This is a genomic window from Rhodococcus sp. 27YEA6 (assembly GCF_044908235.1).
GTDB lineage: Bacteria > Actinomycetota > Actinomycetes > Mycobacteriales > Mycobacteriaceae > Rhodococcus_F > Rhodococcus_F qingshengii.
In genome coordinates this window covers 98,130-112,772 of record NZ_JBIYCY010000003.1, presented here as the reverse complement: position 1 = coordinate 112,772, position 14,643 = coordinate 98,130, and the positions used below count along the sequence as shown (strand labels likewise).

The 14,643-nt window shown below is 62.8% G+C and carries 13 protein-coding genes; 4 read left to right on the top strand and 9 right to left on the bottom strand.

Features of this window, described 5'->3' with window-relative positions; genetic code table 11:
• Positions 1 to 6: 6 nt before the first annotated feature.
• The 4 genes from ABH939_RS10875 to ABH939_RS10860 form a co-directional block, all read right to left on the bottom strand.
• Positions 7 to 777, bottom strand: coding sequence for an alpha/beta fold hydrolase (locus ABH939_RS10875; RefSeq protein WP_003945805.1), 771 nt, complete (start codon positions 775 to 777; stop codon positions 7 to 9).
• A gap of 142 nt (positions 778 to 919) precedes the next feature.
• Positions 920 to 1,336 carry a hypothetical protein gene (locus tag ABH939_RS10870; protein ID WP_404649613.1) on the bottom strand — a complete coding sequence of 139 codons (417 nt, stop codon included), beginning with the start codon at positions 1,334 to 1,336 and terminating at the stop codon, positions 920 to 922.
• Positions 1,337 to 1,508: 172 nt separating this feature from the next.
• A complete protein-coding gene (locus ABH939_RS10865; protein WP_162114325.1) occupies positions 1,509 to 3,110 on the bottom strand; it encodes an ABC-F family ATP-binding cassette domain-containing protein in 1,602 nt (533 codons plus the stop codon).
• A 218-nt stretch (positions 3,111 to 3,328) separates the two neighbouring features.
• Positions 3,329 to 3,883 carry a hypothetical protein gene (locus ABH939_RS10860; protein ID WP_003945732.1) on the bottom strand — a complete coding sequence of 185 codons (555 nt, stop codon included), beginning with the start codon at positions 3,881 to 3,883 and terminating at the stop codon, positions 3,329 to 3,331.
• 96 nt (positions 3,884 to 3,979) lie between these two features.
• On the opposite strand from ABH939_RS10860, the gene ABH939_RS10855 reads away from it, so the two are divergent.
• The 3 genes from ABH939_RS10855 (at position 3,980) to ABH939_RS10845 (ending at position 8,352) form a co-directional block, all read left to right on the top strand.
• Positions 3,980 to 5,797 carry a penicillin-binding transpeptidase domain-containing protein gene (locus ABH939_RS10855; RefSeq protein WP_404649612.1) on the top strand — a complete coding sequence of 606 codons (1,818 nt, stop codon included), beginning with the start codon at positions 3,980 to 3,982 and terminating at the stop codon, positions 5,795 to 5,797.
• A gap of 107 nt (positions 5,798 to 5,904) precedes the next feature.
• A complete protein-coding gene (locus tag ABH939_RS10850) occupies positions 5,905 to 7,584 on the top strand; it encodes an NTF2-like N-terminal transpeptidase domain-containing protein (RefSeq protein ID WP_064443164.1) in 1,680 nt (559 codons plus the stop codon).
• A gap of 30 nt (positions 7,585 to 7,614) precedes the next feature.
• Positions 7,615 to 8,352, top strand: a complete 738-nt coding sequence (locus tag ABH939_RS10845; protein WP_003945554.1) for a sulfite exporter TauE/SafE family protein — start codon at positions 7,615 to 7,617, stop codon at positions 8,350 to 8,352.
• 6 nt (positions 8,353 to 8,358) lie between these two features.
• On the opposite strand, the gene ABH939_RS10840 is transcribed toward ABH939_RS10845, so the two are convergent.
• The 4 genes from ABH939_RS10840 to ABH939_RS10825 all read right to left on the bottom strand — a co-directional run bounded on the left by ABH939_RS10840 (position 8,359) and on the right by ABH939_RS10825 (position 12,694).
• On the bottom strand, positions 8,359 to 9,831 hold the full coding sequence (locus ABH939_RS10840) for a peptide MFS transporter (RefSeq protein WP_404649611.1): 1,473 nt from the start codon (positions 9,829 to 9,831) through the stop codon (positions 8,359 to 8,361).
• 57 nt (positions 9,832 to 9,888) lie between these two features.
• Positions 9,889 to 10,266, bottom strand: coding sequence for a DUF3054 domain-containing protein (locus ABH939_RS10835; protein ID WP_042453523.1), 378 nt, complete (start codon positions 10,264 to 10,266; stop codon positions 9,889 to 9,891).
• A gap of 64 nt (positions 10,267 to 10,330) precedes the next feature.
• Positions 10,331 to 10,879 (bottom strand): YceI family protein, encoded by a 549-nt coding sequence (locus ABH939_RS10830; protein WP_003945643.1) that lies wholly within the window; start codon positions 10,877 to 10,879, stop codon positions 10,331 to 10,333.
• A 78-nt stretch (positions 10,880 to 10,957) separates the two neighbouring features.
• Positions 10,958 to 12,694, bottom strand: coding sequence for a 2-isopropylmalate synthase (locus ABH939_RS10825; protein WP_333836427.1), 1,737 nt, complete (start codon positions 12,692 to 12,694; stop codon positions 10,958 to 10,960).
• A gap of 163 nt (positions 12,695 to 12,857) precedes the next feature.
• Between ABH939_RS10825 and ABH939_RS10820 the strand changes: the two genes are divergently transcribed.
• Positions 12,858 to 13,538: a FadR/GntR family transcriptional regulator gene (locus ABH939_RS10820; RefSeq protein ID WP_007734477.1), complete on the top strand. Its 681-nt coding sequence runs from the start codon at positions 12,858 to 12,860 to the stop codon at positions 13,536 to 13,538.
• On the opposite strand, the gene ABH939_RS10815 is transcribed toward ABH939_RS10820, so the two are convergent.
• Positions 13,535 to 14,641: a YbhN family protein gene (locus tag ABH939_RS10815; RefSeq protein WP_042920288.1), complete on the bottom strand. Its 1,107-nt coding sequence runs from the start codon at positions 14,639 to 14,641 to the stop codon at positions 13,535 to 13,537. The two genes, ABH939_RS10820 and ABH939_RS10815, sit on opposite strands and share 4 nt — an antisense overlap.
• Positions 14,642 to 14,643: the final 2 nt, after the last annotated feature.

Below are 14,643 nucleotides of genomic sequence, written 5' to 3'. Positions count from 1 at the left end.
GGTGGACTACTGTCGGCTCAGGAAGGGAATGAGCGCACGCAGTACAGCATCGGAGTCTGCGACTGCGCTTGCGTGGTCAGCCCCTTCGATCACAGTCAAGGCACTGTCCGGGATCAGCGACGCGAGATGCTCGGTATCCGGCAGGCGCTCGCGATCTCTCGATCCGACGAACAACAACGCCGGTGTGGTGATCCGTTGCAGCACGGCGTCGTCGATGCCGTGCTCCTTCTCTGCGCGGCGCATGTAGGCAGCGAGCGCGAGGGCATCATTGATTCGGAAGGCAGTCGCAGTCTGAGGATCCACCGGTTTGCCGCGCCTCACGCCCCAACCGGTCAGAAATCCCTCGATACCGCCGCTTTCGAGTACGTCGATGCAGCCCGGGAAGAACAATGCGTCGAACGCGCCCGTCATCGGTCGGCTGCTACCGCCCCCGACGGTCAGCGATCGCACCCGTTCGGAGTGCTCGACTGTCAGCGACATCACCGAGCGTCCGCCGAACGAGTATCCGAGGACGTGTGCCGGTTCGAACGGAGACTCCGTGTCGAGGATCTCCAGGAGATCGCCGACCACCAGATCCATTGCATACGAATCGGAGTCGTGTGGTTTGTCACTGCGTCCGTGACCCCGCATGTCGACGAGGATCAGACGATATTGCTCCTGAAGTGCCTTGACGTACCCGAAGCCACGCCAGATGGAGCGCGACAACGCTGTGCCGTGCACCATCAACAGGGGTGGGCCATCGCCCACGATCTGATAGGTGATCCGCGCACCGTCCACCGGATTTCTCACGTCGTGCAACACCCGTCCAGTATGGGTGCCAGTTGCTACGCACGTGAACTCGAGTAGTCGTCCGGTCCCATTCGACGGATGGCGTGGACTCTCACGAACAGTCGGGCCGTCAACTCGGCCTCCCCCAGAGCTACCGGTCACTGCCCGGCGGGGCAGTACCCACTGTTCCAAGCAATGCATCGGTGGAGGGGTCTGCAGTGCTGACGCCTGCGGCTATGCCCCGAATCAGAGCCTCGAAATCAGCGGCGACGATGGTGACCTCCTCGAACTCCGGCTCTCCTCCACGGACAACCTGACCGTCGGGTGCGAGCGCCAAGTACTCGTACCCATTGCGCACCGACAGCAGGACCGGGAGGTGAGTGGACCAGAAGGCGTTGATCGCCGCGCGCTCCGCCGGCCCGGAAGCGACCGCCAGGCTCTCGTGCCGGAACGCATTCCAGGGAAACGCCTCATCGCTGACGCCAACGCCACCGGCATAGTTCTCCGCCGAGAGAAACCACACCTGGTCGTCGGAGCTGGCAAGTACGGAGAACGAACTCGCCCACACTACGAGTTGGTCACAACCCCGACCAGTGGTTGCGGAACTGGGGCAGAGGCCGATCGAGTGGGTTCTTCGCGAACCCAACCTGCGAGCGACAGCGCGGCGGTTGCGTCGAGGTGAAGGCACATCGCCCCACGGTAGGCCAGACCGTCGAGCACCGACAGCGTCAACCGTCGGCCTACTCGGGATCGATGTCTCGAATACCAGTCTCGTCCATGCTGATCCATCGCGTTATGCCGATGCCGCGAAGGAACGGCAGATCGTGACTCACCACCACCATGGCGCCGCGAAAATCGGAAAGTGCCTGCGTGAGGTGGGCGAGACTCGGTAGGTCCAGGTTGTTGGTCGGCTCGTCGAGAAGAAGCAGCTGGGGCGCGGGCTCGGCCAGCAGGATCGTGGCTAACGCCGCACGCAATCGTTCACCGCCGGAGAGTGCGGATGCCGATACGTCGGAATCCGTTCCCCGGAAAAGGAACCGTGCCAACTGCCCGCGAATTTCCTCGGCTGTCGCGTGTGGCGCGGCCAACGCGACGTTGTCCGCCACCGAGAGGTCCTCGTCGAACACGTCGAGACGTTGGGGGAGCGCACGAGAGGCTACGAACGGAGTCGACGCGGCGAGTGCATCGAGCAACGTCGTCTTGCCGATTCCGTTGCGTCCCACTATCGCAATCCGCTCCGGCCCGGTGATCTGGAGCGATACCACTTGGCCGCTCCGCAACGTCACCTCGTCGAGCCGCGCAACCTGCTGCCCCGGATGAACCTCTGTAGCAGGCAGATCCAGACGAATCTCGCGATCGTCTCGAAGGAGTTCCTCTGCCTCCGACAGGACAGACTTGGCCTCGTCCACCTTCCCGATATGGTTGAGGGCCAGCTTTCCCGCCGAAACTTGGGCCTGACGTTTTCGTGTCTGCGCGATGATCGGCGGCATCCGCTTGTTCTCGAACATCTTCTGCCCATAGCGCTTACGTCGGTCCAGTTTCGTTCGAGCGTCGATCAGCTCGCGGCTCTGCTTTGCCAGATCGGCCTTGGCGTCGCGAACGGTGGCGAGTGCGTTTTCCTGCTCAGCGGTCACGACCTCCTGGTAGTGCGAGTAGTTGCCGCCGAACACGCGTAGATCCCCCCGACGTAGTTCGATCGTGTACTCCGCGGTGTCGAGCAGTTCCCGGTCGTGGCTGACGATCAGCACGGTTCCCGGAAACTGTTGGACTGCAGCATGAACTCGTGATCGAGCGTCACGGTCCAGGTTGTTGGTCGGCTCGTCCAGGAGCAGTACCTGTGGATTCTTCAGCAGCGTTGCGGTCAGGCCGAGTAAGACGGTCTCTCCGCCGGAGAGGGTGCCGACAGTTCGGCTCAATGCTGCGGTATCCGGAACCACCTTCTCGAGGCCGAGTCGATGCAAGGTGGAGAGAGCGCTCTCCTCGATATCCCAGTTGTTGTCCACGAGCGCAAAGTCGGATTCGGAGCCGTCGCCGGTTTCGATGCGGTGCAAAGCGTTTCGGAGTTCGTGGATACCGAGGATGTCATCCACCCGAACGCTCGGATCGAGTGTGATGTCCTGACGGAGGTAGCCGACCTCGCCGGAAGCGGTCACGGATCCGGATTCCGGTGAGAGCTCTCCTGCGATCAATCGCAGCAGAGTCGACTTTCCCGATCCGTTGAGTCCCACGAGACCGACACGGCCACTGGGGAATACAAAATTGGTGTGGGAAAAGACTGATTCGCCGTCCGGCCAGATGAAGGTGAGATCCGAGAGCGACAGAGAAAGATGGGATTGGGTCATGAGTACTCCAGAGGGTGCTTGGACTGTGCGCCCGGCTCAGCAAGTGCTGATGGGTGCGAGTGCCTTCGCGTGATGAACCTCTAGAGGAGCAACGGCCCGTTTCCTGTTCTGTCGGGAATGATTCGTGTTCCAGGTTAGAACACTCGAACGGTCCCGTGCAATCGAATTATTCTGTGCTGTCGGTCTCGTCGGTGTTCGGTGCTCAGATTTTCGGGCCGTCAGATTTTCGGACCCTCGGATCGGAGGTCGTCGACCTTCGACATCGCTTCGCGGAGTTCGGTGAGCCATTGTTCGCTGTGCTTGCCCGCCAACCGGACTGTCCACATGAGGGCGTCCGCTCGCGAACGAGCAACACCCGCGTCCACCAGAGTGTCGAGAACCTTGCGTTCGGGCTGACGTAGTCGTGTCATCACCGGAACTGCGAGATGTGTGAACAGGACGGTCTTTTCGTCCAGACGTACACCCCAGGCGACCTTGCGCCCGTAGCGAGCCTCGGCCTCGTCGGCGATGCGCATCCGGTCGGCGCGCGTGGTTTCGCGAAAGCGTGAGATCCTTCCGTCCGCGGCGGCCTCGCCACCGTCGACTGCCGGGAGTTCACCGATCACGACGATTTCTTCGCGGTCGACCTGGACGTCGGCCGTTCCGGTGAACCAGTCATCTGGAAGTCGACCGGCAAACCAGTCGGACGCATCACTCGCGTCGGGAACCGACGCCTGTTGCCAACCTCCGGGACGGCCGAACCTGCGGTCGCCGGAGTTTTGTGAGTTCTTCATGGCGTTCTCCTCGGAGAGCTGGTGGAGTGTGGCGTGCATCTATTGCACTGATTACATGATTACACCGATAGTCGAACTGGCGCCACAAATTCGGGCATGATCGGAGTCGTGCGCCTTTCACACGCTCGTCAGAGCTTCCGAACTTTCCGTCGTCCCGTGGCTGCCGTGGCTCTGGGGGCATTGGCCGCAGGATCGGTAGTTGCCTGCAGTTCTGGCCCTGACCAGCCGAAATCAGTGGCAGAGGAGTTCGCCTCCGCGCTCACGTCCGATGACGTGCAAGCGGCGGCAGCCCTGACCACCGATCCGGCGGCGGCGTCGACTGCGATTTCGGCTCTGATCGACGGGCTGGGCAAGGACGAGGGAACATTCACCGTCTCCGACGCCACCGAGTCCGGTGATTCTGCGGGGAAGTTCACACTCGATGCGGCGTGGAAGTTCGGTGAAGGTCAGGACTGGAACTACTCGACGCAGGGAAACGCGTCGAAAAGCGGGGACAACTGGCTGATTCAGTGGGACCCGGCGCTGTTGGCTCCGGATCTGACCTCCTCGACGACCTTGCGCTACACACCCACCACCGGTGCTCCGCCGTCGGTGCTGGACGCGGCGGGCCAGCCGATCATGGAGCAGCAGGTGGTGACGCTGGTCAATCTCGATTCCGCCGCGGTGCCCCCGGTGGACACGGCAGCCGTGGCGGCCCTTCTCTCGCCCGTCGCACCGACGATCACGGCGGCATCGCTGAGCGGCGATCTTGCGTCGGCAAGTGGGAAGCCGGTCACCGCAATCACTTTGCGGGCCGAGGATCTTGCACCGATCGAGGAGAGGTTGGCGGCGATTCCCGGAGTGAGCTTGGCGCCGCAGGCTCGGTTGCTCTCGGTGGACAAAACTCTGGCGTCGCCGACTTTCAGTGGGTTGTCCGATCTGTGGCAGGAGGGGCAGGACAAGTCCGCGGGCTGGGCGGTACAGCAGGTGAAGCAGAACGGAACCGTCACCACCGTCGCCGGCCAAGACGGGCCGGTTGCTCCGAACATCGCGACAACGATCGACCGACCGATGCAACTCGCGGCCGAGAATGCGCTCGCCGGGGTGACACAACAGGCGGCGATCGTTGCGCTGCAGCCGTCGACCGGAGCGGTGTTGGCGGTGGCCCAGAACGCCCCCGCCGACGCACAGGGCCCGATCGCTCTGACCGGCCTGTACCCACCGGGTTCGACGTTCAAGACCGTGACGACGTCCGCGGCCCTGCAAGCCGGCGTCGCTACACCGGACACCGTTCTGCCGTGCCCGGGTACCGAGAACATCGAGGGCCGTCAGATTCCCAACGACGACGAGTTCGACCTCGGATCGGTTCCGCTGCACACCGCGTTCGCGAAGTCGTGCAACACCACAATGGCGAGGATGGCCGTCGGTCTGCCCGCCGATGCTTTGCACAAAGCGGCGCTGCAGTTCGGGCTCGGCGTCGACTACGTCACCCCCGGACTCACGACGGTGACGGGCAACGTCCCTGACGCGAACACCCCCGCCGAACGCGTCGAGTCCGCGATCGGACAGGGCACGGTGACCGCCACGCCCTTCGGGATGGCTCTCGTGGCGGCCTCGATCGCCAACGGAACGACACCCGCGCCGATGTTGGTCAAGGGACAGCCCGGCGTGGCAGATCACACCGTTGCACCGGCTCCCGCGGAGGTGACCGAACAGTTGCGGGTGATGATGCGCGAGACCGTCACAGGCGGTACGGCGACGTCGTTGCAGGACATTCCGGGGCTTCTCGGCAAGACCGGCACGGCCGAAACCGAGGGTGGCCCGGCACATGGGTGGTTTGTCGGAATCAAGGGAGACCTCGCATTTGCGGTATTCATCGCGGGTGCGGACAGCTCTTCGCCTGCAGTGCAGGTAGCGGGCACTTTTCTGCGCTGAAACCTGTTTTCCGTTGCAGTTGGATCACACCGTCGTAGCTCAACCGTGACACGTTCGTAGGCATCCCGTGCTTGTTACTCGTGTGACAGAAGTAAAGAGTTACATGCATGGGGCCCGGAGGACAGCACAACCGTCGTGGAAAATATGTCGTTGCGTCGATAACTGCTGTCGTTCTGACAGTGGCGCTCGCGTCGTGTGTCATCGGTGGGGAGAAGAAATCCGACGCCGCCTCGGTGGTGGAGGACTTCGTCACCGCCCTCAACAACCACGACGCCGAAGCTGCTGCGGCGCTCACGTCGTACCCCAACGCGGCGCGGCCGTCGATCCAGCAGATGTTCGACGGACTGGCCGCCAAGTCCACCGACTTCGACGTCGCTCAGGTCATGGATCTGGGTAGCGACTCCGGACTCTTCACACTCGACGCGTCCTGGAACTTCGGCGAAGGCAAGGACTGGAGCTACCAGTCGCAGGGTGAGGTTCGTGATCTGTCGGTCGGCTGGCGTGTGTCCTGGGACCCGTCGGTCCTCGTCCCCGACCTCGGCAACGGTCGCACCGTTTCGTACACCCGCACGGACGCAGCGCCGCCGAAGGTAGTCGACAGCACCGGCACCCTGCTCATGAACGAGCAGACCATCAACGCGATCACTCTCGACCCGGCCACCATGCCGGACCCCGTCGACACCACTCGTCGCCTCGCCACGGTGCTCGAACCTGTCGCACCGTTGGTCACTTCGGAGTCGATGTTGGCCGACCTCGCCGCAAACCCCGGCAAGCCCGTCACCGCCGTATTGCTCCGCGATCCCGACTACGCCTACCTGGAAAGCGATTTTGCGATCCCCGGCGTCGTCGTGGTCAAGACACCCAAGCTGATCGCCTCCGACCGTCGAATCAACTCGCCGTTGCTGGACCCACTGCGGACCGTGTGGCAGGCCAATCGCGACGCCACCGCCGGTTGGGCGGTCAATCTGGTCGAGCCCAACGGATTCCCGATCAAGCAAGCCGGCTTCCAAGGACCTCCCGGCCCCGACGTCGCCGCGACCCTCGACTCGCACGCTCAACTCGCCGCGATCGAAGCTGTCGTCAGTGCAGGTACTCCTGCGGCCATCGTCGCGATCCGCCCGTCGGACGGCGCCATTCTGGCTGCCGCACAGAACAATCAGGCCATCGAACAGGGCCCGATCGCCTTCACCGGGTTGCGCCCGGCCGGCGGCGCCCTCGATCTGGTCCGTCTCGCATCGTCGATGCAGAACGGCGTCGACCCCGGCGCCGTGTCACCCGAGCAGTTGGCAGACACCGGGCAGCAACTCGGACTCGGCAACGGCTTCCACATTCAGGGACTCGAACAGCAGACAGCAGTGCTTGCCGCGAACCGCCCCGGCGTGGACCAGGCGATGAACAACGTCATGGCCAACAAGACGTCCAACGACGCGAGCACACCGACGGTAACTCCGTTCGGAATGGCGATGCTCGCGGCATCGATCGCCCGCGGCAGTGCCCCGATGCCGATGATGGTCTTCGGACAACCGGCTACCGCCGACGTCACGCCGACGGCGTTGCCCGGCGACGTCAACAATCGTCTGCGTGACGCCATGCGAGGTGCCGGCGGACTGGCTGGGTACCCGGACATGATGGCGGCCGGTGCAGCGAGCGGTGACGATCGCTGGTTCTACGGATCACGCGGAGACTTCGCGTTCGCGGTGTTCGTCGCAGACGCCGACGGCGGCGATCGAGCAATGCAGATGACGGACAAGCTCTTCCAGGAACTCGGCAAGCCTGCCGACAAGTAGTAGCGGGCACCGCGAGTAGATTCCTGGTTCGTGAACCTGCTCGATTTCCTTTTCCTCGTCGTAGCGGGTTTCTTCAGCGGTCTAGTCGGTTTTGTCACCGGTCTTGCATCGATCGTTTCGTATCCGGCGCTGCTGAGCGTCGGGCTCTCACCGGTCAGCGCGAACATGACCAATACCGTCGCGTTGGTGGCCGTCGGCGTCGGAGCGTTGGCGAACTCGTCCCGTGAAGTTGCCGATACCGGTCCGAAACTTGTTCGCTGGTCTCTCTATTCGGCGGCCGGTGGCATCATCGGTGCCCTCATCCTGTGGCTGGCACCGGAAGGTTCGTTCGAATCCGTTGTGCCGGCGATGGTCGTGTTCGCCTCGCTCGCGCTGCTGCTGCAACCGAAGATTCGTGAGTTGTCCGGCGGCGGTGACCGCCCCGGAATCTACTCGGCAGCACTGTTTGCCGTCGCGGTTTACGGCGGCTATTTCGGTGCCGGTGCCGGAGTCATCTTCCTGGCTGCGACGCTCATCCTCACTTCCGAAACGGTGTGGCGTGCAACGATCCTGAAGAGTTTCTTTCTCGGCATCGCCAATCTTGTGGCTGCACTCATCTTCGCCTTCTCCGGACAGGTGCATTGGGTGGCCGCGTTGGCGATGGCGCTCGGCGCGTTGGCCGGAGGTTGGTGTGGCCCGCCCGTCGTCAAGAAAATCCCGCCATCGGTACTGCGTGTGGCAGTAGCGATAGCGGGATTCGTGTTGGCTCTGTGGTTGTGGGTGAAGTGAGCCCGTCTACTTCACGCCCTGCATCAGCTTCTTGATCCACGGCGAGGCAAGAGCAAGAATCACTCCGATTCCGATCGACGAGAAACCGATGATCAGGAAGAACGGGCGACTGTCGTCGATGTCGAAGTAACCGGCCAAGGTTCCCGCCATCGAAGAACCCAATGCAACGGACAAGAAGAACAACGCCACCATCTGAGTGTGGAAATGCTCGGGCGCGAGTTTGGTTGCAAGGGAAAGGCCGACGGGGGACAGGAAGAGTTCGGCGAAGGTGAAGAGCAGAAGCACACCGGCAAGGCCGAGGAGCGGTGCACTGTTCGGTCCGCCCCCGGTGATCGGGATGAACGCCAGGAACGCCAGACCCATCGTGCCGGTACCGAGCGCGAACTTGATCGGCGACGACGGCTGACGGTCACCGAGTTTGGTCCACATCGCTGCGAACACACCGGCAAAGATGATGATGAACACCGGATTGATCGACTGTACCCACGTCGGCGGGAAGTCCCAACCGAAGAGATTGCGGTCCAGGAGCTTGTCTGAGATCACCGGCACGGTGGTGAACTGCTGCTGAAACAGCGACCAGAAGGCCGCGCTCGCGATGAACATCGGGATGAACGCAAAGACTCGACTGCGTTCGACCTTGGTGACCTTCTTGCTGGTGAGCATGAGGAGGAAGTAACCGACCGACGCGACGATCGTGAGTCCGACAACGACGTCGGACATGTTGTCCGCCGTGATCAAGCCGGTGACGGGGGCGACCGCGACGACGACGATCGCGGCAATGCCGATCCCGATGTAGAGTGCGCGCTTGTCCGCGGGCAACGGGTTGCCGGGTTCGGCACCGATTCCGTGAAGATGCTTGCGGCCCAGCGTGTACTGGATCAGGCCGAGCGCCATGCCGACGGCAGCGAGAGCAAAACCGGCGTGGAATCCCCAGGCGTCCTGGACGGCTCCGGTGAGCAGCGGACCGACAAGACCGCCGATGTTGATGCCCATGTAGAAGATGGAGAATCCGGCGTCGCGGCGAACATCCTGTTCGGAATAGAGATCTCCGACCAGAGAGGTCGCATTGGCCTTCAAGCCGCCGCTGCCGAAGGCGACCATGACGAGGCCGACGCCGACACCCCACATGCCGGGAAGAACCGACAGTGCGATGTGGCCGGCCATCACCAGCGAAGCACTGTAGAAGAGCGTGCGCTCGGAGCCGAGCAGTCGGTCGGCCACCCACGCCCCGAGAATCGTCGACAGGTAGACGGTGCCGCCGTACGCGCCGACGATGCTGGTCGCTGCCGCCTGGCTGATGCCGAGGCCGCCGTCGCTGACGCTGTAGTACAGGTAGTAGATGAGGATGCCTTGCATCCCGTAGAAGGAGAATCTCTCCCACATCTCGACGCCGAACAGGTTCGCCAGCGCAAAGGGTTGGCCGAAGAACCCCCGGTCTTCCTTCTCGCTACGTTCGACGGGCTCCGTAGTGTTGCTCATCCGAAAAGTGTCCTACGTGCTCGGGCATTTCGGGTGGTTCCGAGCCGTGGAGTTTGGTTACGACTTGGTGCGGATTCTCACTACCAGCGGAGCGAGTGCGCGCCAACCGAGAAGGAACGCGCCGAGGACCAGCGTCGCGACGACGATGAAGCTGAACTGGGTGCCCTGGCCACTCAACACTCGCAGGATCATCCCGAAGACGACGGCGCCGAGCCAAACGACAACGCCGGTGGGAACAAGGAGAACGGCGTTGAACTTGTCGCGGTAGAGCGCGAACGTGGCAGCCCATCCGATCACCAGGCCGGTCAGGAAGGGCCAGGATGTCTTCGCCAGACCGGCGAGCGCATTGGCTTCTTCGTGGGTACGGCGCCCTATCGCGCAGAAGATTATGACAAGAATGGCGTCGATCAGCAGGAATGGTGCGTACTTCTTCACGCTCACACCATACGACTGTGCGCCTTTATTAACCGCGGGCGGTTAATAAAGGCGCACAGTGCTGTTAGGCCTGGAGGCCGGCTTCGATCTCGAGGGTGATCGTGATCTTGTCGCCGACAACTGCTCCGCCGCCTTCGAGGGGCATCTCGATGGAGATGTCGAAGTCCTTGCGGTTGATGACGGTGGTGGCTTCGAATCCTGCGACGGGGCCCTGGCCCATGCCCGGGTTGACGCCGTTGAACTCGAGGTTCAGCTCGACCTCGCGGGTGACGCCGTGGAGCGTGAAGTCGCCGGCGAGGACGAAGTCGCTGCCCTTGGAGCGCACTGCGGTGGACTTGAAGGTGGCCTTCGGGAACTTCTCGACGTCGAAGAAGTCAGCGGACTTGATGTGGCCGTCGCGCTGCTCGTTCTTGGTGTTGATGGAGTCCACGGAGATCTCGGCCTCGACGGCGGGGGTTCCGTCTTCGGCAACGGTGATCGTTCCGGAGAACTCGTCGAACGTTCCACGAACCTTGGAAACCATGAGGTGGCGAACCGAGAATCCGACAGTGGAGTGGACGGTGTCGATGACCCAGGTTCCGGCGGTCAATGCGGGCAAGGTTGCGGTGGTCATGGAAGCTCCTGAATAAGTAGTTGAATGTTCAAGTTCTTGTAGCTTCAACTATGGACCCCAGGAAATCCTTCCGCAAGATCATGTGAGCTGCATCACAGTGTTTGTGCTTGCGGCGTAGACCGCGTGAAGCGCCGACGCTGTCACCGACTGATGCACCGCAATGCCCCAGCGCCCTTCGGCGTTCACCACGCACTCTGCAATGGTGACTGCCGAATTCGCACTCCCGGAAGAATTCGGGTTGCGGGGCAGTGAATGCTGGGTGAGCGAGACGACCTCGACGGCTGAGCCCTGTTCGGTCAGGATTTTGCTCAATGCCTCGACCGGCCCGGACGCACTGGCCGCGGCGGTGACCTCGCGCCCGTCGCGATCGATGGCAACGAACAACTGATCACCGTCGGCGGTGTGTTCCAGTGAGTACCGACGCACTCCTCCGTTGTACCCATACTCGCGCAGCAGCAGTTTCCACAGCTGGTCGGCGGTCATTTCGGTGCCCGAGTCGTCGGTTTCGAGCTGCACCCGCGAGGCGAAGTCGATCTGCAGGCGCCGGGGGAGTTCGATCCCGTACTCGGTCTGCAGCAGATATGCGATTCCGCCCTTGCCCGACTGGCTGTTCACACGAATGACTGCCTGGTAGTCGCGGCCGACGTCGGCGGGGTCGATCGGCAGGTAAGGGACCGCCCAAGGCGCCGATCCCGGATCGACGCCGGCAGCCTCCGCGCTCTCGTAGTGATGCGCGAAGCCCTTCTTGATCGCGTCCTGGTGGGTTCCGGAAAATGCCGTGTACACGAGATCGCCGCCGTACGGGTGGCGTTCGTGGACGGGAATTCTGTTGCAGTACTCCACCGTTCGACGGATCTTGTCGATGTCGGAGAAGTCGATTTCCGGATCGACGCCCTGTGCATGCAGATTCAGCCCCAGTGTGACCAGGTCGACGTTGCCCGTCCGCTCGCCGTTGCCGAACAGGCATCCCTCGACGCGCTGCGCGCCGGCCAGCACTGCCAGTTCGGCGCACGCAACGCCGGTGCCGCGGTCGTTGTGCGGGTGGACCGAGAGGATCACCGAATCGCGTCGGGCCAGATTCTGGTGCATGTATTCGATCTGATCGGCATAGATGTTGGGGGTGGCGATTTCGACTGTGGCAGGGAGGTTGTGGATGACCGGGCGATCGGGGCTGGCGTCCCAGAGTTCGGTGAGACTGTTGCAGACCTGCAGGATGTAGTCGGGTTCGGTGAGGTTGAAGACCTCGGGTGAGAACTCGAATCGCCAGCCGTCGTGGCCTTCGCCGCCACGAGCAACGTCTTGCGCGGCGCGGAAAATCATGTCGTGCAACTCTTCTCGCTCCTTGCCGAGAACGACGTTTCTCCACGTCGGCGCAGTCGCCGTGTACATGTGGACAACCGCGTCAGGCAGCCCCTCGATCGATTGATATGTCCGTTCGATCAAATCCGTACGCGCGGCAGTGAATACGACGATAGTGACGTCGTCGGGAACGAGATCGAAGCGCACCAGGTCGCGAACGAAATCGAAATCGGTCTGACTCGCGGAGGGGTAGCCGACCTCGATTTCCTTGTAGCCGATTGCCACCATCAGTTCGAACATTCGACGCTTGCGTTCGGGGTCCATCGGTTCTGCGAGGGCTTGGTTGCCGTCACGCAGATCGACGGGCACCCACAGGGGCGCCGCGGTGGTGCGATTGGACGGCCACGTCCGCTCGAAAGTCGGAATGTCGACGCGATCCCACGCGGCGCGATAGCGCTCGGACGGCATGGGTGACGGCTTCTGGTTGTTCCAGCGGTTGGCTCGGGTAGTACTCATCTTCGGTTTCTCCTGCGGTCGAGTCGAGAGACCGGCATGGCGAAACCCCGCGGAGGGGTGCCGGTCTTTCAGGCCCCGCCGCGGCAGTCGAGAAGGAGTGCTCCTGTAGCCATGCGGGCTACACTAGAACGAAATCACTTATCAGACAACCTGAGGAGTTCACGTGTCCCCGATCGTCGAGCGTCGGCTGCTCACCGACCAGGCCGCGGAGTTGCTACGCGCGCGGATCGTGAGCGGTGAATGGGAAGTCGGCGCCAAACTTCCAGGTGAAACCACTCTTGCTGCGCAGTTGGGTATCGGGCGGTCCACTATCAGGGAAGCAGTGCGGACTCTCGCGGGCCTCGGCATGCTCGAATCGCGGCAGGGCGCCGGGGTCTTCCTACGGAGTACGACGCCTCCGGATCAGTGGCCCCGAGTGCTCGAAGCCGAGGCGATCCTTCACGTCGTCGAGGTGCGCAACGCGGTCGAGATCGAAGCAGCTCGCCTCGCCGCGCAGCGGCGCGATGCCGTTGACGTCGCGGCTCTGCGGCAAGCGCTCGACGGTAGAACTGCCGCAGCGCACTCTGGCGACGCAGCGTTCGTCGACGCCGACATCGCCGTCCACCGAGCAGTGGTGGACGCGGCACACAATCCCGTGCTGTCGGAACTCTTCGAGACCTTTGTACCGCGTCTGCGGGCGGCGTTGATCGAGTTGATCGCGGTTCTGGACCTGCATCCCCACAGCCAGCCCGACGCGGACGAACATCGAATGTTGGTGGACGCCATCGAAGCCGGCGACGCGGAGGCAGCCGTTCGGATCAGCCGGGCACACCTCGACGACATGGCGGCAGCGTTGCGACGCTAGACGCCCGGCTGTTCGCGGCGTTCGAACTCGAGGTCCATCTCGAGGTCTTCGTGGTGGGTTGCACGGAATGACACGAGGAAGACGAGCCATCCCACCAGAGCGACAAGTACGAAACTGATTATCCGATAAACGAATACCGCTGCTGCGGCTTGCGCCCAGGTAGAGCCCGCCATGGTCAGTGCTGTGATGAGCACGGGCTCGACATAGCCTAGACCGCCCGGCATGAGGGGAATACTGCCCACCGCTTTCGCCGCTGTGAACGCGATCAGCAGGCCGGCGAAGGACGGATCGGCTCCTACTGCCCAACAAGCGAAACCGAGACAGAGGACGTCGGCAACTCGGTGAACTGCCGACCATCCGAAGGCAACCGCAGTGTCGGTCCGACTGAGTTCAACCGAGTCCAGTTGCTTGAGAATTTCGGACCAACGGTGCATACCGCGCCCGGTCGGGTTTTTGCGGGAACGATTGTACAGCGCCAGAACTCGGTGCCCGATGCGTTCGATGCTGCCGGGATTCTGGGCTACGTATCGCAACGCCAGAAACAGTGCCGCCATGCCGACGAGCGAAATCGTCAGCGTCACCGGGCTGACTTTGGTGCCGAACGCCACTGCGCCAGTGGCACCGAGGAGTGCCAGAGTCGCGGCGGCGATGACACCGCACATTGCCAACTGCCAGGACGCGACTACAGGCGTCGCCCCCCACTTTCGAGTCTGCTTGTACGTGAACGCTGTCGAGAAGACCTGGCCGGCAGGCAACGTCAACGCCATCGCCGTGCTGGCGTAGATGACCGAGAGGTTCTTGAGGTGACCGGCGACAACATCTGCCGCGTTGAGAAGGCGCTGCTGAACGGACGCGTAACCGCTGAGGGACACCGCCTGGGCGGCTACACAGGCAGCCACCCAACCCCAATGGATTTCGGTGAGAGCTTGCCAGTACTCGTTGAGACGAGGCCACAGGATGATTCCCTCGACGATCAGAAGAGCGATCAGAGCCACCCCGAGCAGCCACTTCAACCACCAGAAGCGCCCTCTGGCCCGACTGGTCTCGGCCACGGGCGAGCGTGGTCGTCTCAGTCGCCGTGGGGTGTTTCCAGGCTGAGCCATCG

Coding starts and splice junctions, on each gene's coding strand:
- ABH939_RS10865 (WP_162114325.1), bottom strand. CDS start 3,110: ATGACCCAATCCCATCTTTCTCTGTCGCTCTCGGATCTCACCTTCATC.
- ABH939_RS10860 (WP_003945732.1), bottom strand. CDS start 3,883: ATGAAGAACTCACAAAACTCCGGCGACCGCAGGTTCGGCCGTCCCGGA.
- ABH939_RS10855 (WP_404649612.1), top strand. CDS start 3,980: ATGATCGGAGTCGTGCGCCTTTCACACGCTCGTCAGAGCTTCCGAACT.
- ABH939_RS10850 (WP_064443164.1), top strand. CDS start 5,905: ATGGGGCCCGGAGGACAGCACAACCGTCGTGGAAAATATGTCGTTGCG.
- ABH939_RS10840 (WP_404649611.1), bottom strand. CDS start 9,831: ATGAGCAACACTACGGAGCCCGTCGAACGTAGCGAGAAGGAAGACCGG.
- ABH939_RS10830 (WP_003945643.1), bottom strand. CDS start 10,879: ATGACCACCGCAACCTTGCCCGCATTGACCGCCGGAACCTGGGTCATC.
- ABH939_RS10825 (WP_333836427.1), bottom strand. CDS start 12,694: ATGAGTACTACCCGAGCCAACCGCTGGAACAACCAGAAGCCGTCACCC.
- ABH939_RS10815 (WP_042920288.1), bottom strand. CDS start 14,641: ATGGCTCAGCCTGGAAACACCCCACGGCGACTGAGACGACCACGCTCG.